At 65.5% G+C, this 23169-nt stretch carries 20 protein-coding genes and 4 pseudogenes; 14 read left to right on the top strand and 10 right to left on the bottom strand.

Annotated features, from left to right (window positions below; translation table 11 throughout):
- Positions 1–34: 34 nt before the first annotated feature.
- A complete protein-coding gene (locus ACFYOW_RS46520; RefSeq protein ID WP_387298095.1) occupies positions 35–538 on the bottom strand; it encodes an SDR family NAD(P)-dependent oxidoreductase in 504 nt (167 codons plus the stop codon).
- 121 nt (positions 539–659) lie between these two features.
- Positions 660–935, bottom strand: a pseudogene (locus ACFYOW_RS46515) (SDR family NAD(P)-dependent oxidoreductase); the annotation flags it as partial.
- A gap of 73 nt (positions 936–1008) precedes the next feature.
- Here ACFYOW_RS46515 and ACFYOW_RS46510 point away from each other — a divergent pair.
- The 6 genes and pseudogenes from ACFYOW_RS46510 (at position 1009) to ACFYOW_RS46485 (ending at position 6089) form a co-directional block, all read left to right on the top strand.
- On the top strand, positions 1009–1599 hold the full coding sequence (locus ACFYOW_RS46510) for a TetR/AcrR family transcriptional regulator (RefSeq protein ID WP_387298085.1): 591 nt from the start codon (positions 1009–1011) through the stop codon (positions 1597–1599).
- Positions 1600–1765: 166 nt separating this feature from the next.
- Positions 1766–1981: pseudogene (locus ACFYOW_RS46505) on the top strand (Tn3 family transposase); the annotation flags it as partial.
- 56 nt (positions 1982–2037) lie between these two features.
- The gene (locus ACFYOW_RS46500; protein ID WP_387298083.1) at positions 2038–2991 is read left to right on the top strand and encodes a tyrosine-type recombinase/integrase; all 954 of its coding nucleotides are present in this window, start codon (positions 2038–2040) and stop codon (positions 2989–2991) included.
- Complete coding sequence (locus ACFYOW_RS46495) at positions 2988–3314, top strand: helix-turn-helix domain-containing protein (RefSeq protein ID WP_387298081.1); 327 nt, start codon at positions 2988–2990, stop codon at positions 3312–3314. The genes ACFYOW_RS46500 and ACFYOW_RS46495 overlap by 4 nt, the downstream gene beginning before the upstream one ends.
- Positions 3311–4804: a hypothetical protein gene (locus tag ACFYOW_RS46490; RefSeq protein WP_387298079.1), complete on the top strand. Its 1494-nt coding sequence runs from the start codon at positions 3311–3313 to the stop codon at positions 4802–4804. Before ACFYOW_RS46495 ends, ACFYOW_RS46490 begins: the two co-directional genes overlap by 4 nt.
- A 379-nt stretch (positions 4805–5183) precedes the next feature.
- Positions 5184–6089, top strand: a complete 906-nt coding sequence (locus ACFYOW_RS46485) for a class I SAM-dependent methyltransferase (RefSeq protein WP_387298077.1) — start codon at positions 5184–5186, stop codon at positions 6087–6089.
- Positions 6090–6238: 149 nt separating this feature from the next.
- Here the strand turns inward: ACFYOW_RS46485 and ACFYOW_RS46480 are convergent, their stop codons facing one another.
- Positions 6239–6838, bottom strand: coding sequence for a dihydrofolate reductase family protein (locus ACFYOW_RS46480; RefSeq protein WP_387298075.1), 600 nt, complete (start codon positions 6836–6838; stop codon positions 6239–6241).
- A 170-nt stretch (positions 6839–7008) separates the two neighbouring features.
- Here ACFYOW_RS46480 and ACFYOW_RS46475 point away from each other — a divergent pair, with 170 nt between their 5' ends.
- On the top strand, positions 7009–8001 hold the full coding sequence (locus ACFYOW_RS46475) for a sigma-70 family RNA polymerase sigma factor (protein ID WP_387298093.1): 993 nt from the start codon (positions 7009–7011) through the stop codon (positions 7999–8001).
- A gap of 355 nt (positions 8002–8356) precedes the next feature.
- Here ACFYOW_RS46475 and ACFYOW_RS46470 read toward each other — a convergent pair whose 3' ends face one another.
- Both ACFYOW_RS46470 and ACFYOW_RS46465 read right to left on the bottom strand, forming a co-directional pair.
- Entirely contained in the window at positions 8357–8902 is a 546-nt protein-coding gene (locus tag ACFYOW_RS46470; protein ID WP_387298073.1) for a dihydrofolate reductase family protein, read from the bottom strand.
- Between the two features lie 72 nt (positions 8903–8974).
- Positions 8975–9664, bottom strand: coding sequence for a hypothetical protein (locus ACFYOW_RS46465; RefSeq protein WP_387298071.1), 690 nt, complete (start codon positions 9662–9664; stop codon positions 8975–8977).
- Positions 9665–9929: 265 nt separating this feature from the next.
- Between ACFYOW_RS46465 and ACFYOW_RS46460 the strand changes: the two genes are divergently transcribed.
- Positions 9930–10061, top strand: coding sequence for a hypothetical protein (locus tag ACFYOW_RS46460; RefSeq protein ID WP_387298069.1), 132 nt, complete (start codon positions 9930–9932; stop codon positions 10059–10061).
- A gap of 352 nt (positions 10062–10413) precedes the next feature.
- Here the strand turns inward: ACFYOW_RS46460 and ACFYOW_RS46455 are convergent, their stop codons facing one another.
- Positions 10414–11043, bottom strand: a complete 630-nt coding sequence (locus ACFYOW_RS46455; protein WP_387298091.1) for a winged helix-turn-helix transcriptional regulator — start codon at positions 11041–11043, stop codon at positions 10414–10416.
- An 83-nt stretch (positions 11044–11126) separates the two neighbouring features.
- On the opposite strand from ACFYOW_RS46455, the gene ACFYOW_RS46450 reads away from it, so the two are divergent.
- Positions 11127–12047 (top strand): alpha/beta fold hydrolase, encoded by a 921-nt coding sequence (locus ACFYOW_RS46450; RefSeq protein ID WP_387298067.1) that lies wholly within the window; start codon positions 11127–11129, stop codon positions 12045–12047.
- A 422-nt stretch (positions 12048–12469) separates the two neighbouring features.
- Here the strand turns inward: ACFYOW_RS46450 and ACFYOW_RS46445 are convergent, their stop codons facing one another.
- On the bottom strand, positions 12470–12931 hold the full coding sequence (locus ACFYOW_RS46445) for an SRPBCC family protein (RefSeq protein ID WP_387298065.1): 462 nt from the start codon (positions 12929–12931) through the stop codon (positions 12470–12472).
- Between the two features lie 412 nt (positions 12932–13343).
- Between ACFYOW_RS46445 and ACFYOW_RS46440 the strand changes: the two genes are divergently transcribed.
- The 3 genes and pseudogenes from ACFYOW_RS46440 to ACFYOW_RS46430 form a co-directional block, all read left to right on the top strand.
- A complete protein-coding gene (locus tag ACFYOW_RS46440) occupies positions 13344–14051 on the top strand; it encodes a hypothetical protein (protein WP_387298063.1) in 708 nt (235 codons plus the stop codon).
- 838 nt (positions 14052–14889) lie between these two features.
- Positions 14890–15711, top strand: a complete 822-nt coding sequence (locus tag ACFYOW_RS46435; RefSeq protein WP_387298061.1) for a hypothetical protein — start codon at positions 14890–14892, stop codon at positions 15709–15711.
- Positions 15712–15976: 265 nt separating this feature from the next.
- Positions 15977–16189 (top strand): annotated as a pseudogene (locus ACFYOW_RS46430) (IS3 family transposase); the annotation flags it as partial.
- A 222-nt stretch (positions 16190–16411) separates the two neighbouring features.
- Here the strand turns inward: ACFYOW_RS46430 and ACFYOW_RS46425 are convergent.
- Both ACFYOW_RS46425 and ACFYOW_RS46420 read right to left on the bottom strand, forming a co-directional pair.
- Entirely contained in the window at positions 16412–16525 is a 114-nt protein-coding gene (locus ACFYOW_RS46425; protein ID WP_387298089.1) for a hypothetical protein, read from the bottom strand.
- A 65-nt stretch (positions 16526–16590) separates the two neighbouring features.
- Positions 16591–16686 (bottom strand): annotated as a pseudogene (locus tag ACFYOW_RS46420) (hypothetical protein); the annotation flags it as partial.
- A 3-nt stretch (positions 16687–16689) separates the two neighbouring features.
- On the opposite strand from ACFYOW_RS46420, the gene ACFYOW_RS46415 reads away from it, so the two are divergent.
- On the top strand, positions 16690–16860 hold the full coding sequence (locus ACFYOW_RS46415; RefSeq protein WP_387298097.1) for a hypothetical protein: 171 nt from the start codon (positions 16690–16692) through the stop codon (positions 16858–16860).
- 365 nt (positions 16861–17225) lie between these two features.
- Here ACFYOW_RS46415 and ACFYOW_RS46410 read toward each other — a convergent pair whose 3' ends face one another.
- Positions 17226–19946 carry an AAA family ATPase gene (locus tag ACFYOW_RS46410; RefSeq protein ID WP_387298059.1) on the bottom strand — a complete coding sequence of 907 codons (2721 nt, stop codon included), beginning with the start codon at positions 19944–19946 and terminating at the stop codon, positions 17226–17228.
- A 76-nt stretch (positions 19947–20022) separates the two neighbouring features.
- Between ACFYOW_RS46410 and ACFYOW_RS46405 the strand changes: the two genes are divergently transcribed.
- Entirely contained in the window at positions 20023–23118 is a 3096-nt protein-coding gene (locus tag ACFYOW_RS46405; protein ID WP_387298057.1) for an AAA family ATPase, read from the top strand.
- The last annotated feature ends 51 nt before the right edge of the window (positions 23119–23169 follow it).

The raw sequence follows: 23169 nt of genomic DNA, 5'->3' as shown, positions 1-23169 counted from the left end.
CCAACCCACCCGCCCTTCCGGTCGAAATCTCTGCCTAGGCGTGGCCGCCTCGGTAGGGACGGGAAAGGCGAAAGAGTCTGATACTCGTGCTCGAAACAACACTTCCAGGTGCCTGTCGAATGTCCACTCGTCCTGCTGATTGCCGGGCTCGAACGCGCCAAGTGGCGTGGCACCGGCACGAGCCCGGCATAGGAGGCCAACCGGCCTGCGGTGGCGAACTCAGCCAGGGCGTGGCCGAAGCGGACCACGTGGCGGCGTGGCAGGAGTTTGCTGGCGAGGGCGAGCGGTCGGCGTTGGTGATCACCGACGGGGGCGCGGATCGGCGGTCGAGCGTGTCGACGGCAATCGTCACGACCTGCTCGGGGGTTGCCCGTTTTGTGCCGTAGTCGGCGGACTGGCTGCCTGCGACGTCGAAGAACTCGGTCTGCATCGCGCCCGGGCACACGGCCAGTACGCGGAGGCCAGTGCCGCGGGCCTCTCCCCACAGCGATTCGGTGAAGCTGAGGACGAAGGCCTTGGTGGCGCCGTAGACGCTCAGGTATGGGGTCGGCTGGAAGCCCAGCAGGCTCGCGACGTTGATCAGGACGCCGGTGTCCGATGTAGGCGCCGCTGAGGTCGACCAGCGCGCTGACGTTCAGCGCGATCATGCTTTGCAGGCGGTCGGGTTCCTCGTCGGTGAACGCGTTGTGGGTGCCGAAGCCTGCGTTGTTGACCAGTCCGGTGGCGTAGATGCCGCGGGACTCGAGTTCGGCGCGCAGCGTGCGGCCGGCGTCGGGCAGGCCGAGGTCGCGGGCGACGGCGGTCACCGTGACGCCGTGGGCGGCCAGCACGAGGTTCGCGCCGCGGCGGGCCAACTGGCGGGCGAATTCGGCGCCGAGGCCGGAACTGGCGCCGGTGACGATGACGGTCTGGCGGTGGTAGTCGATTTTGCTCATGTCATTTACTCTACGCATGTTTTTGCACCTAGTGTAATTATCTGCATTGCGTGAGATGGCGTACCATTGGTGCATGGCTCCGAAACCGACACCGCTTCGGGAACAGACCCGCTCCGTGGTCCGCTCGCTGCTCGCCCGGACCGCTATCGAGCTGTTCGCCACCAAGGGCTACGACAACACGACCCTCGAAGAAGTCGCCGCCGCTGCGGGCGTCTCCCGGCGGACCCTGTTCAACTACTTCCGAAACAAGGAAGACCTCGCGCTCAGCAGCCTCGCAGAACAGGGCGAACTGATCGCCGCGCGCCTCGCGCAGCGCCCGGCCGACGAGGATGCCTGGGCGGCGCTGCGCGCGGCGTTCCAGGTGCTCGAGGAGATCGACATGACAGCCGAAGGGCGCCTGGAGTTCATCACGCTGTTGTTCGGCAACGATTCCCTACGCGCCGGACACGCCGAGAAGCAAGCCCGGTGGCAAGACCTGTTCGCACCGCTGATCGAGCCGCGACTGCCCAACTCCGACCGCCGCACTCTGCAAGCCCGCGCGATCGCAGCCGCAGCGATCATCTGCCTGCAGGTAGCCAACGAGGAGTGGGCACGCCTGGGCGGGCAGGTAGACCTGTTCGACCTCTACGACACCGCCGTACAGGCTATCCGCCGCCCCACCTGAAACCGGCCGCATCCAGCTCCACCACGCTCGTCGGCCTGGGGACCAGGGCCCGAACCGCCTAACCGAGCCCAGCGAGACCGAACGATCCGGCCGCCGTAAGCCCGGCAGCCAGAGGGCCGAGCTGATCGCGGTGGGGTTTTTGGGTGGAGATCATGCGTGGCGCAAGGCCCAGGCCGAGATCGAGCTGGCACAGCTGTGGGGCGGTGGCCTGCTCGCCTCAGTCGACGGCATGCGGTTCGTGGTTCCGGTCCGCACGATTCATGCCCGTCCGAATCCGAAGTACTTCGGCCGCAAACGCGGTATCACCTGGTTGAACATGCTCAACGACCAGTCCGCCGGCCTGGCGGCCAAGGTGGTGACCGGGACGCCTCGGGACTCGTTGAACTTCATCGATGACGGAATCTGGCGTTCTCCACGATCGGCGGCCGTGAGCGGGCGGTGCGCGCATTCACGGCGTATGCGGATACCTTTCCCTGGCACTGGACGGCTCAGCATATCGACGAATGGCTCGGTGACCTGCGGTCCATCCGCAACGCGAAGCGATCGACGCTGCGCAACTACCAGGAGGCGGTGCAGCTGTTCTGCGCCTACCTGATCGACCCGACATACCAGTGGGCGGCGGTGTGTGAGCAGCGGTTCGGCACCCACCCGGTTCAGGTTGTCCACGAATGGAATACCGCTGAGCACATCGACGAAGCCGAATCCGATTCCGGCAAGCGGGCTTTCACCCGTAAGGAGCTGGTCGCGCTGTTCGACTACGCCGACGAGCAGGTGGTGCGCATCCGCGAGGCCGGGCGCAAGGGCTGGCTGCCGGCGTTCCGCGACGCCGCGCTACTGAAAACGGCATACGCATTCGGCTTGCGGCGCAACGAAATTCGGATGCTCGATACCGCCGACTTCGGCAGTAATCCAGATGGTCCGGAGTTCGGGGACTACGGGGTGATCTACGTCCGCCACGGCAAGGCGAAGAAGGGATCCACCCCGAAGCGGCGCAGCGTGCTGGCGATCTGGGACTGGTCGGCGGAGGTGCTGGCCGAGTGGATCGAGGAGTATCGGCCGCTGTTTCCCACCGCCGGATCACCGGCGTGCTGGCCGTCCGAACGCGGCCCCCGGATCGGTCTGAGCACGCTCAACACCCGGCTGGCCACCTATCGTGACGAACTCGGCCTGGACCCCGCTCTGGACTTCCACTCGCTGCGGCGCAGCCACATCACCCACCAAGTAGAGGATGGTTTCGACGCCAGATTTGTCCAGGAGCAGGCTGGCCACGAACATTCCTCGACGACGTCGATTTACACCTGCGTGTCCTCGGACTACCGCACTCGCACGCTGCGGCGGGTGCTGGACACGACGGTAGCAGCTGCGCTGAAACAAACTGGGAGGAAACGATGAAACGGCAGTTCAGCTACCAGTGGCGGTTGCGGGAGACAATGGCCGCAGCGGGCATGTTCGCCGCTAACGACCTCGAACCACACCTTCGTGACCGCGGGATCACCCTGTCATCGGTTCAGGTTTGGCGTTTGGTGACCCAAACCCCGGAACGGCTGTCACTGCCCGTGCTGGCGGCGCTCTGCGACATTTTCGATTGCACCCCAACGGATTTGATCGCCACCAAGGCCGAGAACCAGACACGCAAGGCCGTCGCCGGCGACAAGGTCGTCGACATAAACACCACGATCCGGCCCAAACGCGCCCGCATCCGCGTCGAGGAATGAGCCCGGCCTACAAGAACGCCGAACAGTACGAACGCTGGCACGTTCGCGACTGCGTTCGATGCGGTCGACGAGCGGCCAAGGCCGCGAACTGGGAAGGATCGATCTGCCGAACCTGCTACGCCAAGGCAGTGCGGCAGCGCGGGCGCTGCCCCGGGTGCGGCACCGAACGCCTGCTACCGGGCCGCCGCCCCTGCGACGGGGCACCTATCTGCCGGGACTGCGCGGGCATCACCCGTGAGTTCTTTTGCGGCCGTTGTGGATTCGAGGGTGAACTGCACGGCGGACGGCTCTGCACCCGATGCACCTCGACAGCGCGGCTGAACGAATTGCTCGATGACGGCACCGGCCGGATCCATCCGCAACTGGCCCCCTTGGTCGATGCAGTGGTCGGCATGCCCGAACCGCTGACCGGGCTGAAATGGCTGCGCAGCACCATCGTTCGTGGCCTTCTCCGCGATCTGGCGGCCGGGCGGGTGCCGATCACCCACGAAGCCCTGAAGGAACTACCCAACCAGCAGGCCGTCGCCTACCTCCGCGACCTGCTCATGACCAGCGGCGTCCTGCCCACGGTCGACAAGCAGTTGCTCCACGCCGAGTCACTATTACAGCGCAAGCTGACCAACCACGCCGACCACCCGCACCACCGGATCCTGCGGCAATTCGCGCTCTGGCATCAGCTTCCACGCCTGCGCCGCCGCGCTCGCCGCGGCCCGGTCACCGACGGCGGCCGGTACTACGTCGGCTCAGTCGAGGAAGCGGCCCGGTTCCTCACCTGGCTCGATCAGCGCGGCACGCAACTCGGCGAGTGCACCCAAGCCGATATCGACATCTGGCACGCTCAGACCCTCGCACACCACAAGAGGTTGGCTCGTCCCTTCCTGATCTGGGCGAAAAACACCGGCCGAATGGCGAAACTCGATATCCCGACCGCCACGGCCGGCGCGACGAAACCCATCACCCAGTCCCGTCGGCTCGCCTTGCTGCGGCGGGCGCTCACCGACTCGCGTCCGCCGCTGCGGTCCCGCGTCGCCGCCGCGCTCATGCTGCTCTACGGCCAGCCCGTTGCCCGACTCGTCCGCCTCACCATCGCCGACGTCGTCGCCGACGACGACGACCAGGTACTCATCCGACTCGGCACACCACCGTTGCCTGTCCCCGAACCGCTCGCCGGGATGCTGCTGGAACTCGTCGGTAACCGCCAGAACATGAACACGGTCAACCCGGATAGTTACTGGCTATTCCCTGGCCGCCGAGCAGGACAACCGGTGCACTTCAGCACCCTGCTCGGACATCTCCGCCACGATCTCGGCCTGCCCGCCCAGGCCACGAAATCGGCCACTCTCCGCCAACTCGTTCTCCAAGCCCCAGCACCCGTTGTCGCCGACGCACTCGGCTTCTCCGCCAAACACATGACCAGGATCTGGGGCGCCACAGGAGGCAGCTGGACGACCTACGCCACCCGGGAACGAGGCCGCGACTCACCGAGATGAGCCGAGGGAATACAGACCACTCGAATACGAGCCCTTACCAGTACCGGGCCCCGTACCCCAGCGCGATATCCGCTGCGAGAACATCGAGCGGCGCTCGCATGAGCTCGCGGACTCGCAAGTCATCGGCGGAGCCAATGTCATCTGACGAGCAGCTACAGTTACCGACTGGTTAAATGTTGCTCACGTACCGTTTCGCGCAGCGGTGAGGCTCGGTAGTCTCGGATCCAGATCCCACCCGAACCGGGGGATCCGGCCAACCGCCCGAGCGACGACTCCCCGACATCCGCGCGACGAAGGGCGGGTCCCATGTCGACTGCGTGGGCGGCCGAAGGCACCGACACCAACACGATTTGGCCTGCATGCCCGAAAGATCCGCACAATGACCGGTTACGCTCCCGCCTACCGTCAGATCCCGTCCCGCGATCAGCTGCCCGACGAGTTCTTCGCGCAGTTCCTCGACCCGACCCGCACCTACAGCTGCGCCTACTGGACTCACCCGGACGACACGTTGGAACAAGCCCAGTCCGCCAAGATCGACCTCGCACTGGCCAAATGCGATCTGCGACCGGGGATGACCCTGCTCGACGTCGGCTGCGGCTGGGGTTCGACCATGCTGCGCGCCATGGACAACTACGGCGTCAATGCGATCGGGCTGACGCCCAACCGCAACCAGCACCGGTACGTGCGCGACCGCCTCGTCGACCGGCTCTTCCGCGGATGCCCCTACGGGGGTGTGCGACGGCAAAGCTGGCAACAATTCGACCGCCGCGTGGACCGCATCGTCTGCATCGGCGCGCTCGAACACATCCCCCATCAGCGATACCCCGACTTCTTCGACTTCGCCTACCGGATAATGCCCGAGGACGGGGTGCTGCTGGTACAAACCGTCGTCGCCCATGACCCCCACCACGCGCAAGCGCACCAGACGCCCGTCCTGACGACCGACACCGAATTCGCGTTCCTGCGCGGCACCGTCTTTCCCAGCAGCCGGCTCCCGCTGCCGACCGGCCACAACCGCAGGGGAATCAGCGAGTACGCGCAGAACGCCGGATTCACCCTCACCCGCATCCAGGAACTGGGACCGCACTACACCACCACCCTGGACAGCTGGGCCACCGCCCTGCGCGAGCACCACGACCGGGCTATCGAACTCGCAGGACAGGACACCTACAACGCCTACATCAGCTATCTGACCGAGTGCGCCCACCATTTCCGCCGTGGCCACCTCAACGTCATGCAGTTCACCTGCACCAAACCTGGCGCAACACAACCCGCCCCATACTGATCCCGGCCTCGACACCCCGTTTCGATGTCCCTCGAACCGGCAAGACATCGCAGCGGGTCCAGTGCGATGCCATCGAGGACTGAGTGCGACCACCGCACCGCATCGTCGGCGATCCCCGATCCGTGGGCGAGAACAATCCTCTACAGCCGTTAGCCCCGCGCGAATTCGTAGGTGTAGAACACCAGGCCGTCACCGAGTTGTCGGGTGTTGACCAGGTGCAGCGGCTTCGTGTCGCTGGTCTCGTCGAACAGACGCAGGCCGGTTCCCACCACGACCGGGAAAACCACCAGCCGCAGTTCATCGGCCAGGTTCTGTTCTATTAGCGTGCGCATGAGCTGATAGCTGCCGTAGACCAGGATTTCCCCGTCCACTTTCCGCTTGAGCTCCGAAATCTCCTTTACCGCATCCCCGCCCAGGACGGTGACGTTGCTCCACTGAGGATCTTCGAGAGTCGAGGACACGACGTACTTGGGGAGGCTTCTCACTCTTTCCGCCCACTCGGGGCTCACGCGGCCTTCCGCTTCATTGCGGGCTGTCATCCGGTCCGCGAACCACTCATTGGTCCGGCCGCCCAGCAGTATCGCTTCGACACCGACGGCTTCCTCCGTCTCGCGGGCGACCCAGTCTTCGAGGTCCTTGCCCCCCACGAACTGGTGGAACCAGCCGCCCCGCTCGAAGCCTTCCTGGCCGTCCGGGTCTTGGACCACTCCATCGAGTGTGACATTTGAGCTGATGACGATCTTTCCCATTTCCGTGCTCCTTTGACAATGGTGTCGGCTATCACTGGTCTAGACGCCGCGGCATCGGAAAAGGAGGCGCTGCGCGACCGCCCCGTTCGCGCCTCGGCCGGCGTCCATACAGGATGGAACTGCACACAAGGAATGAGGTGGGGGGAGTGGAGTTGGTGAGAACGGACCTGATGTCGAGGGCGCAGGGCGGCGACGGCGAGGCATTCCGAGCGCTGACCGAGCCACACCGTCGCGAGCTACAGGTGCACTGCTACCGGATGCTCGGATCGTTTCAGGATGCCGAGGACGCTCTTCAGGACACGATGCTCGCCGCTTGGCGAGGTCTCGAACGATTCGATGGGCGCGCCTCACTTCGCACCTGGCTCTACCGCATCGCCACCAACCAGTGCCTCGACGCGCTGCGCTCTGCTCGCCGACGTCCTGCGAAGCAGTGGGACATCCCAGGAATCGAACCACCGGAACCCACTGGATTCGGCGAAATCCACTGGCTCGAGCCCTATCCCGACGCCCTTCTGGACGGTGCGATCAGTGTGCCGCTCGGTCCGGAGGCGCGCTACGAGCAGACCGAATCCATTTCCCTGGCCTTTGTGACCGCCCTGCAGATCTTGCCGCCTCGCCAGCTCGCCGTCCTCATCCTGCGCGACGTTCTCGGATTCCACGCGAACGAAGTCGCCGACATGCTGGACACGACGGTCGAATCGGTCAAAAGCGCCCTTAAACGCGCGCGTGCGGGAATGCAGCGCCGACTGCCGGTGACTACTGCCCGAGAGCAGCCGCCTACTAGTGACTCACCTGCCGAGGACGCGATTGTGGCAAAGTTCGTCACCGCCTACGAATCTGCCGACATCGACGCGTTGGTGGCTCTATTGACCGACGACGTCTTCATGTCGATGCCACCGATGCCGCTGGAATACTGGGGCCGAGACAGCGTGGCCCGCTTCTGCGCATTCATTTTCGGCTCGGGCCGGCGATTCGAACTGGTGCCGACGCGAGCCAACGGTCAGCCGGCGTTCGGGGTCTACCGACACACCCCCACCGGCATCCACGGAGTCGGCCTCTTCGTCCTCACCCTCGCCGGCGACCGAATCTGCGCCATGACCCGCTTCGAAAACACTGTCCTGTCCATATTCGGACTGCCGCAATCGCTCCCGAGTGCACAGTAGACCGCCTTCGAGTCATGCCAACGCACCATCCCCACACTGCCCTGACCAGTGGTTACGCCATATCGGCCCGATTTCGGGCGATACTACGGCGACCACAACTCGACACCGCAGAAGCCTGGCGCTCTCGACGATCAACAGCCGCGAGAAGGTGGCCCGGACGTTCATGCAATACGCCGATGCCTACCCGTGGCATTGGGCCGCAGCGCAGGTCGATGAATGGCACGGTGAGCTGCGGGCGATGCGGAATCTGAAACACCGCCGCGGCCCGCCTGCGCCAACATCGCCCGCACCCGATACCCACATCGACCGTCTTGGGCGCGAGATCACCGATTTTTGCGCGGACCACGCACGAATGTCACACGGAACTCGTGGTATAAGCGAGTACCACTGCGCCGTTGCCGATCTCGGTTACTCCCGTCAGGTTCATGGCTGTCACGTCGATGCCCGACAACAGCGAGTCACCGGAACCCGCGACGAACGGGGAAATGCTCAGATGCAGCTCGTCCAGCAAACCCGCTTCGGCAAGTGCCCGACTGAAGGGGCCGTTGCCATATTTCACCAGCGTGCCGTCGCCGGACTTCTTGAGTTGAGCGATGGCCTCTACCGCATCGCTGGCAAGCACCTCGGCGTTCCAGGTGGTCTCGGTCAGCGTGGTGGAGGCGACATACTTGGGCAGGGAGTTGATCTTGTCGGCGAGCGGGCCGGTCATGGTCGGCCACGTGGCGGCAAAGGTCTCGTAGGTCGACCGCCCCAGCACCAAGCCGACCGCCGACTCCAGGAGCGCGAGCTGGTAGGCGATGTGGTTGTCGTTGGGGGCGACCTTCATCTGCGCGGGCCACCAGTCGTCGCCGGAGAATCGGCCGTCGATGGAGAGGTGGTCGAATTCGATCAGTTTTCGCATCCCCGGAGTCAACTATTGCGGTGATCGGCCTGTCTTGTATCGAACCGAATCCCCGCCGTGGAGCGGTGGAGATCAGAACGCGAGGAACGAGACGCCGGATCTCAACTCGCCCGGGGTATGGCTGGTCGCCCACCGCATCGCCCTCGCGAGCTGCGGCTGATCGTAGTAACCGCCGCCGCTGATCGCGTCGGCGATCGATCCCCCCGCCGTAAGGATCTGCGCGGCGCGCCGTGCCTGTTCGATGCTGACGAACTTGCGACGCGAAATCCCGACGGCCCGGCGGAATCGGATTTGCGCCGTCCGTTCCGAAATCGCACGCTGTCGTTCACCGTGTCGGAGGTCGTCGACGAGTGGATCGAAGAACAACAGACCCGCTCGCACTAGCCTGTTGACGAAGACGTCGACATTCTGCACGTTGGGCATCTCCCAGTCTCGGTCGCCCAGGACGATCCGGTCTCCGGACAAGGTCGGCAACAAGGTGTCGTTCAAATCGGCCAATCCGGAAGGCGGAAACATGGGCAGATAGGCGCCGGGCCGCAGTTCGACGCCGAAGTACTCACAGCCCTCCGGACAGGTCAGTGGCGTGGCCTTGGTCTCCGGTCCGCGCAGGTGCACCGTCACCCCGTCACCGGTCCGCGCGAACGCGATCATGGGGGAGCCTTTGACCACCGAAGTGAACTCCGTCGCATCGTCACAGCGTGCCGACCACACGCGTTGCACCAGCGGAAGCTCGCCCGCGACAGCGTTGAAGATCAACCCCACGGCGGGAGTCTAGCCCGTCTCCACGAGCCGAACACCGGCATTACCGTGCGTTCGGTGTGGTGGGTAATTCGTCTCGTGAAATCCGAGGTAGCTCATTAGATCCGAGCACTCTGTTAAGCCAGGCGTCCGGTGATGTCCTGGCATTCTGTCGCTACGAGCCAGGGATCGCGTCGCTGCTGACCGCAGTACCGTGTCGACATGAGCCGGCGTAGCGAACGAAAAATAGACACAGCTGAGCTGCGGGCGAGTCGAACAGGCCAGGGCAGTGGCGGACGGCCGTGTCGCGGTGGGGCGGTTCGCCGATCCGATTGCCCGGCAGCTGCTGCACGCCGACGTGGTTCTATCGGCGATCTGTGACGTCACCGATCGGTGGATCCTGACGTCACTCTCGATCTGAAGATGTTTCGTGTTGGCGAATTTTGACGTCGTGATCTTGGTTGCGGTGCAAGGATGCGTGTGCTTCGCCCCATACACAGGCGTTGGAGGGAGTCGCCGTTGCCTCGTCAGACGAAGGTCGAGCTCTACGCCGCGATCCGACGTGACGCGCGGGCGGGGATGTCGGGTCGGGCGTTGCAGACGAAGTACGGGGTCGGTTGGCGCACAGTGCAAGCCTCGACGACCGTCGCTTGGCCGAACGAGCGTAAGAAGTATCCAACGCGAGGTTCCAAGCTCGATCCGCCAGAGCCGCTGCCGCCGGGTGACGTCGAGATTGACCGATAATTCCCAGGTCAGCTGGCAGAACGACCCTGTCAGGCGGCGAAGACGGTGCGGACGACGGACTCGTCGCCGTCGACCTCGACCAGCCCGAGAGAGCGGGCATCGATGAGGGAGAAGGCGCCGGCGGCGAGGCCAAGGACATAGGCAGGATCGGCGCGGACGGTGGCGTCGAGATGGCGACCGTCTTGCGGGCCGACCTCGAAGCCCGAGCTCGTCGCGCGGAGTTGTAAAGGCGCGTCACCGATCTCGAGACCGACCGTCGCCGAGGGACGAACCTCGACCCGGGTGTCGAGCAAGGCCGGGAGTGCGAGAGCGAGCCACTCAGGGCGAAAGGAATCACCGTCGGCGGGCCCACTGGCCATCAACGGAGTGGACCAGCGAATCAAGCTCTCGATCGGCTGGCGTAACTGGGCACCCCACGGCGTCAGGGCGTACTCGACCACGCTGCCCTCGCCCGTCAGTCGCCGCTCGACCACGCCCGAGGCTTCGAGGTCACGCAACCGGTCGGCGAGCAGGTTGGTCGCGATGCCGGGCAGGCCCTCGATCAGGTCACGGTAGCGGGCGGGCGCTCCGAGCAGCTGGCGGACGATGAGCAGGTTCCACCGGTCACCGACGACTTCGAGAGAACGGGCAAGCCCGCAGTACTGGCCGTAGCTACGCATCATTTCCTACTATCGCTTGATCTTCTAAAGTGTGCGTGAGATGCTCAAGCATACCTTGATGCCGAGCCCTGAGGGGACCACCCATGGCCGATACCACCAAGAGCGTGCGGCCCGGTTGGGTCGATGACGAACTGTTCCCGTTCGAGAGTCGATTCGTCGACATCGGCGGGCATACCGTCCACTATGTCGATGAGGGGTCGGGTCCCACACTGCTGTTCCTACATGGCAACCCGACCTGGTCGTTCCTGTGGCGCGACGTGATCCGCGCACTGCGCGGCGATTTCCGGTGCATCGCCCTCGACTACCCGGGCTTCGGTCTGTCGACGGCAAAGCCCGGCTACCGCTACCTGCCAGAGCAGCACGCGGACGTAGTCACCGAGTTCGTCGACGCGCTCGGCCTCGATGGCGTCACGCTGGTCGGGCAAGACTGGGGCGGCATGATCGGCCTGGCGGTCGTGCAGCGACGGCCCGACGTCTTCGATCGGTTGGTACTAGCCAACACCTGGGCCTGGCCGGTCAACGGCATTCTCCACTTCGAGGCCTTCGGTCGCATCATCGGCGGACTCCCCGTCCGCTTCTTGGTCCGGCGGTTCAACCTCCTCGTCAATGCCTTCATCCCCACAGGCCACCGAAGGCGCAAGCCCACCGCGGCCGAAATGACCCAATACAGCCGGGCGTTGGACACTCCGGAGCGGCGCCAGGCCTCCGCCGTGCTTCCCGGGCGGGTCCTCGCCAGCCGGGACTTCTTCGCCGAGGTCGAGGCCGGGCTCACCAACCTCGCCCACATGCCGACACTGATCGTGTGGGGTGACGCCGACATCGCCTTCCGTTCCCAGGAACGTGAGCGCCTGGAAGCGACGTTCACCGACCACAGGACCGTGATCGTCGAGGGCGCGGGCACCTACGTGGAGTCCGATGCGCCCGAGGAATTCGTCTCTGCGATTCGAGACTGGGCAGCCAGGCAGCGTGGAGACGCGAGTCGAGCGGGTGAGACAGGCCTATAGGGCCTCTCGCACGCTCGGTCGCGACGGCAGTGCCCGGAAGGGCGCGCCCGATGGCGGAACGGCTGCGCCGCATTCCTCGACGAGGTCGGCCAGGCTCACATGGTGGGGGTCGTAGTAGCGGCGGTGATCGTTTATGTCCTGCGTGAGGAAGTCTCGGCTGTCTGCCCTACCGCAGTGACGCCAGAATTCACCGATCGGATCTGCCCGATCCGGCGTCGAGTGCCACCAGGATTCACCGATAAACGACGTCAGAATTCGCTGGCACAACCAGGGCAGGCCGGGCCGATGGACAACCGTCGGTGGCTGCTTGTCCTTTGCCATTTGACCTGACACATTGCCAGCGAGTCGACGCAAAGGATGGACTTTGTGCCACGGACTTGCCACACCGTTGGATCGGCGGTTTCCTACGGATGCGGTCCGTTTCAGTCGAGTTCGGCGAGTTCGGCGAGTCTGTCGAGCGAAGCCCGGAGCTTGTCGGCAGTGGTAGCGCGGGCGCGCGGGAAACGCTTCTCATCGGTCAAATGCGACCAGTCATAGGTGTGTGTCACCCGAGTGCGCGCCTCGCCCATGGACTCGATCTCCCAGCGCCACAGGTGACCCGGCGGTTGCTGGCCTGGTTCCGCGGGCAGCCAGGCGATACGGCGACCCTCCTCGAATTCCACCACGTGGTTTTCCCGGACGATGCCGTTGTTGGTGGTCGTCATGGTGAATACATCGCCCACGCTGTGTACTCGTTGCCCCACGGGGGCTGCTGCCAAATTGTCATTCCCGTCCCATCGGGGTTGCTGCGACGGGTCAGCAATCAATTCAAAGATCTGCTCCGCACTGGCTGCGATTTCCCGGCTGGCGGCCACGACGCGAGAAACGTCGGTGTTGTCGGTCATGGCCTCATCGAAGCACCCAGTCGCCGAGTTGCGCCATATACCTGGAAACGATCACTCTGACCACCTTGCCGAATAGCTGTCGCGCCGCAAATCGGAGCGCGAGCAATGTGTCAACTCAACTGGCACTGGACACTGCTGACTCTCTCCGGCGGCCAGTTGAACCCAGATTCAAGAGCCGAAGTGTATGGGTACTCGATGAATCATGAGGGCCCCACTCGCACGCCCCGCGACAGGGCGGTCGAGGCAGTGTTTCGCACCCTGAACCAACTGCATGCCAACCCGGCCGCCGCCATCGAGGAGAAGCACGCGGCAAGCGCAGCCAGCGGTGGTCGGCATCGGGCGCGATAGATCGGACCTCACCACGCTCCGTCGGCTTGTCATCGTCCAGGCGGCTGCAGGTCGCGCGCCGGGCGTGTCAGCGGATGGTCTGTGGTTCGGACTGCGAGCATGGGTGTTCATGTCCTGGGCGAACAAGGAGAAGACGACGACAAAACGCTGGCGCGGCTGGCTATCCACGCGCGACGCCCGCCCGAGCATGTCTGGGCACGACGCCGAGTCCGTCACGTCGATGCAAGCCGAGATCTGGCATCGCCGATACCCACCGGCCAGCGTCATGCAGGCATTGGGCACCGACTGCGGTCACCCGGTGTCCGGAGCTGACATGCGGGTGTTTGCCGGGTTGGATATCCTGCTGCGCGCCCGCGGCTGGAGTTTCATCCGGGAATGCTCCGGCCCGCAACTGCTCACCTTCAGCTACCCACCATCCGGAGCTGGCTTCGACTACCCGAGCCAGGGCCTCGAACCGGTCACCACAGTCGTGGTTGTCCTGGATCGCTCGCTTGCGACAGACACCGTCGCAACCTGCGAGGTTGAAATCTTGCTTGTCGGCGCCCCGCACGGGCAAGCTCACCTCACCGGCCTGTCCGGCCTCACGACTCATCTGGGCGTCATCGAGGCCCACCGGCCCGCAAACCCATCCCCGATCTCGTTCCCGATCGCCCATGCTCATGTGGCTCAGCGTGTGGGCCGGGCGCCGATAAGCCGCGATACGGAGGTAGCCGTAGACCGGATTCACAGCGACGACCACGGCAGCCGGGAGGCCACCAAGAGTGGACGGTAGCGGCCCGAGGGATGTGAGCTGCTCGGCGAGCTGGCTGAGCAGCATCCCGGCCGCGCGACCTACCTCAACTGCGCGCGGCCTGCCACGCCGAGGGTGCCCTGGTCCAGATCGCCGAACTGGCCAACGGCGGCGAGCTGTAGCGCTGCAGCGAATGCGGCGACGAAGAACTCATCGACTGAAAACCGCACTGCTAACCGGCACGTGAGCAATCCCGGGTGCGCCCGGATCTGGTGTTCATGTATCCGATAGCCAGGCACCGAAACCGAACCCAGCCACGAACATTCCCCGTCATGCTGCGCCGCGATCGGCGCCGAGTACATCGCGAGAGAACCGCCAGCTTCGCACACAGCTCGACAACGAGCGAGCAGAGCACCGGCAACACATCGAGCGACGTGACATCGAGTACTCGTACGCCACCACCGCAGCGCATGCGATGGCAGACCGTGCCGCCCAGGAACACCGCATCGGTGGATTGCTGCGGGGTGCTACTGCCGACGCGTTTCTAAAACGCTCGTGATCCTTGACTTCGTCGGTTGCGCGGATATGTTCATGCGGCACTGCTAGCGGATCGTCCGGAAGATCGGCTTGTCCGTCGTGCAAAAGTTCGCGTGATATATCGGGCGACGGTATGTCGATCGACCGACGTTCACTCCTGGCAGTGCGGACCGCCGCAGCGGCCTGTACCGAGATTGTTCGCATCTCTCACCCTCGCCGGGTGAGGTTCGCTATGCCTGCACGGGGGCGCCGTGCGACTTGTTCGGCAGTAGACAACTCAACGTGCCGTTGGCCGACCGCCGCGGCCCGCGTCCTGTGACCCGTTTTGAAAAGGAGAGATAGCGTGAACCTGCATTTCCGCCACACTCGAAGTGGGCGACCTGTTTCCCGCCTCGCAGCCGCGGCACGGTCCATAGGTAGGGTGCTGGCCCTCACCGCAACGGCGCCGTTGGCGCTCGCGACGGTGATCGCGGTCGCGGCCGCCGGCCCGGCCGCCGCACTGCCGACCCTGACGGGCGGCAGCACCATTTATATCGCCGAAACCAACGGCACACTCGTTTCGGTGGCGGCTTCCGGGGGTGCGACCACTACCGTGGCCACCGGCCTGGGCAACCCGGTCGGTGTCACGGCCTCCGACAGTACCCTGTTCATCGCCCAAGCCAACGGCACGATCGTTTCGGTGGCGGCTTCCGGGGGTGCGACCACCACCGTGGCCACCGGCCTGACCAACCCGGTCGCTATCACCGTTTCCGGCACCACCCTGTTCATCGCCCAAGCCAACGGCACGATCGTTTCGGTGCCGACGTCCGGCGGCGCGACCACCACCGTGGCCACCGGCCTGGGCACCCCGGTCGGTATCACCGTTTCCGGCACCACCCTGTTCATCGCCCTTGCCAACGGCACGGTCATTGCGCTGCCGACTTCGGGCGGCGCGACCACCACCGTGGCCACCAGCCTGGGCGTCACGGCCGGTATCACCGTTTCCGGCACCACCCTGTTCATCGCCCTTGCCAACGGCACGGTCATTGCGCTGCCGACCTCCGGCGGCACGCCGCTTACCGTCGCCACCGGCCTGAGCGCCACGGCCGGTATCGCCGTGGTGCAGTCCGGCAGCGTGTGCTTTGGTTCGGTATGCCTGCCCACCGATACCGGTTCTGCCTCCTAGCCTTGGGTATTCACCCAAGTGTGTTACGCGGCCCAACATGTGCCGCAACCCATCAGACGCTGATGAAGCACGGCGAATAACCCCATAGCCCCACACAGCAGCCAGCCCAACGTTGCACAGGGCTGGCTGCTGCCATATCAAGTGGGGCTGTGGAAATAACTGTGTATCGGGTCTCTGCAATAGCAGAGGTCCCGTTGCTCCGTCCGACGTCCCCACTCTCGGAATCATACGAGTTGACTTGCACCCCAACGTCTTAACTACGTGGCATTGGCTTTACAAGACCGAAGCGGTCCGTGACGATTCCCCGTTTCGGCGTGGCCCGTTGACCCGGCTGGCCGACGTCGAACTGCTCACCGCGGACTGGGTCGCGTGGTTCAACCAGTCACGCCTGATGCACCGGCTCGGTCGCAAACCACCGATCGAATACGAGGCCGACTACTATGCACACCGCGCCGGACAACCGGCCGGTGACAGATAAACAGGTGCGCACCGGACCCGGGGGGATTCAGACCCCGCCGACAAGCTCCGACTGTATCGAGCACTGAATCTAGAAGTGCGCTACAAGCACCAACAGCAACTCGCAATCGTTGGTGCCACCCCCTGTGGGGTTAGCACTGGTGTCCGGAGGGGGTCGGACCCATATCCCCAACCTGGTGCACGCCACTGAACTGCAGCTTTCCTGAGTTTGGCGAGTCTGTGTCTAGGACACGGGGAGTGCACCGAACTGTAGCGAACTGGCAAGCTGGCGTGCGGGATCCGCAGTGAAGTTGCCGGAGATCTGGGTTGGGCTGCCGGGCGGGGTCGGCGACTGGATGGCCGAGCGCTAAGCACTCGGGAGTCGATGGTGAACGCAAGCCGTTTGCCCAGATTGTCGCTGGTGAACTTGGAGAAGGCGTCGCTCCCGCCGGACTTGAAGGTCACCTCGACCACGTGTCGGTCTTGCTGTGAATCGAAGAGCGTTATGGCGCTGGCGATCTCGTGTCCGTCGATGCGCGATTTATCGAGCAGGACGGCTTCCTTGCTGTCGGGGCTGCAGGTGACGAGCGGCAGATTCGTGGCCGATACCTGTGCCCACTGCTGGTCGAGGTGCTGTTCGAGCGGATCTGCCGAAAAAACGGGATCGAGCAGTGCCGGACCAAACCGCGGTGACCGATCACGACCGGAAAGATCGAACGGTTCCACAAGTCGCTGCGCAGCGAATTCCTCGACGCCGCAGAACCTTTCGAATCGATCGACGCGGCGCAGCACGCGATCACTGGCTGGGTCGAGGCCCTACAACGACCGCCGCCCCCATCAAGCCCTCGACATGGCCACGCGTCGGTGTTGTTCCGCCCCATCGGCCCGACACGTCTCGCGCCCGCCCCGCCCGCCGCGGATCCGGTCGCCGAATCGCTGACCGTCGATGTCATCGAACCACCATCGCACCCCGTCACCCCCACGGCCGCAGTCGCGTTCGAGGCACGAGTGCCTAGCAGCGGCAGTATCCAGTTAGCGAGAGATAGTTTTCAGGAATATCAGTGCAGTGCACTGTGGAGCTGCACGCGTGATGTGACGCCCAGTTTGGTGTACGTCCTTGCGAGGTGGGCGCCTACGGTGCGGTGCGAGATGTAGAGGCGTTTGCCGATCTCTCTGTTGGTGAGTCCTTGCGCCGCCATCTGCGCGATCTGGAGTTCCTGGGGGGTGAGTAGATCGGAGGTGGCGCCTTGTCGTTCATTGCTTCGTTCGCCGGTGGCACGGAGTTCGCGGCGGGCTCGTTCGCTCCACGGTGACGTGCCGAGGGCATCGAACGTATCGCGAGCGGCGCGAAGGTATTGCCTGGATTCGGCGGTGTGGCGCTGTCTGCGAAGCCATTCGCCGTACGCGAGTTGGGTGCGTGCTCGGGTGAAGGGTCGGCGCGTCAGGTCTGCGGCGAGCGCGGCGTGGAAGCGACTTCCGGCTTCGTCGGGTGGGGCCATGACTGCTTTGGCCAACCGCAGTCCGTCATGGAGCGGTGGTGCGGTCGAGGTCTTCGCGGCCGCTTCCAGCTGGGCGAGCACAGTGGTTGCGGCATAAGGGGTTTCGCTATGGCTGACGGCGTCGGCGAGGTCGATGATTGTGTGGCAGCTCAAGGCGAGTTGGTGTGAGGGGTCGGTGATGTCGTGCATGCGCAGCAGGCGCGTCAGCGCCTGTGGATAGTCGCCCGCTGCCAGTGCCGCGAGGGCGCGCGCGTGCTGGGCGGTGGCGAGCACGTTCCGGGCAGCGACCGGCATGGCGATTTGTTCGGCCTCGGCCGCCAGGTCGGCGGCTTCGGCGAGACGTCCGCGCAGCGCGGCGATCTTGGCTTGGGTCGCGCGGATAATGCCGAGCAGGAACGGCTGGCCGGTTTCGGCTGCGAGTCTGCCCGCTTCCTCGGCCGCGGGCAGAGCGACCATGAGGTCGGCGACTTGGGTGGCTGCCCACGCCTGTGCCGCGAGTGCGCGGGCCAGCAGGTGCAGGCGGCCTTGCTCACGCAGGCCCGGTAGCGACGCGGCGGACTGTGCGATGGCGACGTCGAAGGTGCCGACGAGCACCGCGACGCTGCCCACGAGTCGCACGGTCTGGGAGTCGTGGACGGCATGGCCGAGTAGTTCTTGGGAACGCTCGATGACCACTGTTGCTCGGGAGATCGGTTCGGCGTAGCCGAGGATGGCGAGCAGTCGTGCGTCGAGCGGATCGATGGGAAGTTGCTCGGCCACGGTGACGATTTTGTGCCTGGCGACCTCGCCGGGCTCCGTCCAGAAGCAGCGCAGTGCCGCGCTCCACAGGATCCGCACCGCGAGGTCGGTATCGCCTTCGGCGGCAACGGATTCGGCGAGGTCGGCGAGCGTGGAAGCGTCGTCGATGTTTCCTGCCCGCAGTCCGTCGTCGAAGGCTGCTCTGATCCAGGCAAGGCGAGCACGTTGCTGCCGCGCGAGATCGAGTTTTCCCGCAGCGTCGAGGAGCTGGTGGACGGTCTCGGGCCGGCCGAGCTCGACTGCGGCGTCGGCAGCGCGCAACAGTCTGTCGGTGCGCCGGTCTTTATCCGGGCTCAGTCGCGCCGCCTGCTCGAGAGCGGCAACTGCGGCGGCACCGCTTCCTCGGTGCTGTGCCCGGGCAGCGACGGCGTCGAGAGCTGCGGCGATGTCCTCGTCCGGCCGGTCGCTGGCGGCGGCCAGGTGCCAGGTCTTGCGGTCGGGCTGATTGCCCAGCACCGCGGCGAGGGAACGGTGCACCTGCCGACGCCGTCCGACCTCCGTTGCCTGGTGAATGGCCGAGCGGATGAGGGGGTGATCGAACACCACCTGCTCCTCGTGGACGGTGATGAGGCGAGCTCGAGCAACAGGGCTGAGGTCGGCGAGTGTGACAGGTGCACACGTCAGGACGCGGGTCGCCGTCAGGGTTTCGCTGAGGTCCGTGCTGTCGTTGAGCGCGGCGACTTCCAGAACGGCGCGCGTAGCGTCCGGGAGTACGGCAAACCGCCGTGTGAACACGCTCTCCAGCCTGGCCGTGAGCGGTAACCACGGGCTCACCAGGATGGCGGTGTCGTCGGCGCCGTGCACTGCGGTCGGCAACTCGATCAACGCGAGCGGGTTGCCCTCGGCTTCGGCGAGCAGCCGCTGACGTAGGGCGGCAGTCAAGTCCGGGGCCGTGGCGTCGAGCAGTGCGGCGGCGTCCCGGGCAGACAGCGGCGGGACTATCAATTCCGGTAGCCCGGCTGCGTCCAACCAGCCGGTGATGCCGCTGCGGGCCGAGGCGAGCAGCAGGATCGGCTCCGATTCCAGCCTGCGCCCGAGAAAGGTGAGGACGTCGGTAGTAGAGGAGTCGAGCCAGTGAGCATCCTCCGCGATGACGACGACAGGAGCAGTCTCGGCGATTTCGGCCAGCAGGTTGAGGACCGCGAGAGCGACGAGATAGCCGTCGGGCACGGCCGCCTCGGTGATGCCGAGCACCGCCTGCAGTGCCTCTCGCTGGCGGGTCGGCAGCACCCCGAGTTGACCGCGTACCGGGCGCAGGAGTCGGTGCAGGCCCGCATAGGGCAGATTGGCCTCCGACTCCGCTCCGGCCGTGCTCAGAAGACGCAGGCCCGACGCCTGCGCGAACTCTGCCGCATCGGTCAGGAGGGCGGATTTACCGATGCCGGGCTGGCCTCGAAGCACCAGCGCGGCGCCGCGCTCGCATACCGCACCCACCAGTTCGTGCAGCACAGTGATCTCTCTGCTGCGTCCGACGAGTAACACAGGGCCAAGACTAAACGTCGGCCTTCCGTGAGCCTGGGAGCGGCCGATGTCGGGTTGCCCGATGGTCACTTGACCGATGCCCTCGGGCCTCGTTGCTCGTAGCGTCGACAGGGCTGACGCATATCGGCGACGTTCGATGTATGGCTCGGCGCACGGCCGAGTGGGCCGCCTACACTCTGGCGGCTGTCGGTCCGGCCTGATCACAGCTGTGCGTGTCGGTTCGGACGGGCTACGACTGGGAAAGAGGAACATGACGTCCGCGATCACCCCCGACGACACCCCGTTGCCGGCAGGGCAAGGGCCCAGCGCCGTGTTTGCACGTGCGCCAGGGCGGCCGGGCACGACAATTTCCCTTCCGCAGGTCTCACGGCTGCCCAGACGTCCGTCGGCGGTTAGCCCTGTCGCCCGCCCGGGCCGGTGGGGCGGCCGTGCGGAGGAACCGCTGCATGGACGGGAGGCCGAACTGCAGTTGGTATCGGATTTGATCGACCGCGGCCTGGCCCGTATGGGAGATGCTCTGCTGGTGCGGGGAGATATCGGTATCGGGAAGACGGCGTTGCTCGGCGTTGCTCGGGACCTGGTCACCGCCCGCGGTGGCCGGGCCATGTCGGTTGTCGGCGTGCAATCGGAGGCTTTGGTTCCCTATGCGGGGTTGCACAGATTGTTCAGGCCGATGCTCGGCCACACGATGTTTCTGATTCCCCACCATCGACAGGCGTTGCTGACGGCGCTGGGGATGGCCGTTGGTGCGGCCCCGGAGATGTTCTCGGTCGGACTGGCCGCGCTCGAACTGATCAGCGCTTTCGCGGAGGACACACCGGTCATGCTGACCATCGACGACGCCCAGTGGATCGACAGGGCGAGCAGCGAGGTGCTGGCTTTCGTCGCGAACCGGCTGAATACGGAACGGGCGGTCATGATGCTCGCGGTCCGTGCCGGGCACGACACAGTGCTGGACGACGCGGGCCTGCCGGAACTGCCGCTCACGGAGCTCGACGACGCCGCTGCCAGCGCACTACTCGCTGAGTGTGTGCCTGAACTCGGTTACAGGGCGCGCGCCCGTATTCTGATCGAGGCGGCGGGCAATCCGCTGGCGCTGATCGAGCTTCCGCGGTCCCTGCGTGACAGCGACGCTGGCCAGGCGACTCCATGGCTGCCCATGACCCGTCGTCTGGAGCGATCGTTCCTGGCCCGCGTCTCGGTCCTGTCTGATACAGCCCAGACCCTTCTCCTGATCGCCGCTGCCGACGACGAATGCGGCACGTCCGAGATCCTCGGTGCCGCCGGACTGCTCGACGGCACGGAACTGTCGGTGGATGTGCTGGAACCCGCCGTGGCGGCCGGGCTTATCGAGATAGATGGGCACGAGGTGGGTTTCCGGCACCCCCTCATCCGCTCCGCGATCTACCAGGCGGCCACTCCGTCACGGCGGCTCGCAGCGCACGCCGCGCTGGCGAGAGTATTGACCGACCGGCAGGAACGCCGGGCGTGGCATCGGGCGGCAGCCAGTCCCGGTCCGGACGATGACGTGGCGCTCGACCTGGAGGTCGCCGCCCGCAAGGCGCTCGACCGGGGGGCTCCGCATGCCGCCGCGACGGCTCTGCGCCGGGCCGCGTCGCTGAGCAGCCTGGATACCGTCCGGGGTCGTCTGCTGTTGCGCTCCGCCGAGATCGACTTCGAACTCGGTGACCTTGCTGAGGCGCGTCGGCAACTGGACGAGGCGAATTGCGCGAACCTCGATGAAGGCGAACGACTGCGCCTGACTTTGTGGACCGCGGCGCTCGACGAGGACAGCTGGTACCGCCCGGAGCGGGTCCGCGCCATCGCGGATATGGCGCACCGGCTCGCGGGCGCGGAGCGAGACGGCGCGACACTATCGCTGAGGGCGTTATGGCAACTGTCCATCGGTTGCTGGTACAGCAATCCCACCCCGGAAACTCGCGCGCTGGTCGTCGGAACGGCGCGACGCCTGCGCCGAAGCGACAGCGATCCGATGGTCTTGTCCATCGCGGCCTGCGCTGCCCCTGCCGAAGAGGCGGCTTGGGTCATCGGCACAGTGCGAGCGAACACGCCGCGGGCCACCGGCGATCCGACCGAGCAACACGCGCTCGGGGCGTCACTGACCGCGATCTGGGCCTTCGATCTCGCCTGGCCGTTCCTGTGCGCCGCGGTGGGCGGCCTCCGTAAACAAGGCAGACTGGGGCTGCTGGGCGAAGCACTTGCCTCTCAAGCGTGGGCGGCACTTATTTTGGGCAAGACCCGGCTGGCGGCGACCGCGGCGGACGAAGCCGGCCGACTCTCCCGCGACACCGGCCGCCCTCGATGGGCGCTGGTCGCCGATCTCGTGACAGCCATGCTCGCCGGCGAACGCGGCGATTACGAAACCGCGAACGACCTCGTCTGTGCCGCGGAAGCCGAACTGCTTTCGACCGGTGCGCAATCCCTTCTCGGCTTCGTCCAGTTCGTCCGAGGGCGCCTCGCTCTGCTCGTCAAGGCGCCCGACGATGCGTTCGAACACCTGGCCAGGGTGTTGGACCCCTTCGACATCGCCTACCACCCGTCGGTGGGTTACTGGGGAATTGCGGACCTGATCGAAGCGGGGATCCTCATCGGCCGCGATGACGAGGTGCGGCACTACCTGGCGCAACTGGACGCGTTGGCCGAGCGGACGACGTCGTCCTATCTCCTGGCGATGGCGACCTATGCTCACGCTCTGCTCGCCGCCGATAATGACGACGCCGAGCACGTCTACCGGCAGGCGCTGCACACCCAACTGTCGAGTTGGCCGCTGCACCGGGCGCGGCTGCTGCTGGCCCATGGGCGGTTCCTCAGGCGCAGGCGCCGTCTCACCGACTCGCGGTCCCGTCTTCGCGCCGCCGTCAAGGGCTTCGACGCATTGGGCACCAAGGCATTCGGCGAAGAGGCACGAGCCGAACTACGCGCGGCAGGCGAGGTGGTCGCCCGGTCTGCACCCGACAGCCTGGACAGGCTCACCCCGCAGGAGTCGCAGATCGCGAAGCTGGCCGCGAGTGGGATGAGCAACCGGGAGATCGGGACCCGACTGTTCCTGTCCCACCGTACGGTCGGCAATCACCTGTACCGCATCTTCCCGAAACTGGGCATCACCTCCCGAGGCCAGCTCCACATGATCGACCTAGGCGAGGACCCATAGTCATCCGATTCGAGTGGGCCGATCACTGCAGGATGGGCGTCGTGCTCGTAC

The sequence above is a fragment of the Nocardia sp. NPDC006982 genome, from assembly GCF_042869435.1.
In the GTDB taxonomy this organism is placed as follows: domain Bacteria; phylum Actinomycetota; class Actinomycetes; order Mycobacteriales; family Mycobacteriaceae; genus Nocardia.
The sequence above is the reverse complement of the archived record's forward strand: the minus strand, read 5'-3'. Positions and strand labels throughout refer to the sequence as shown.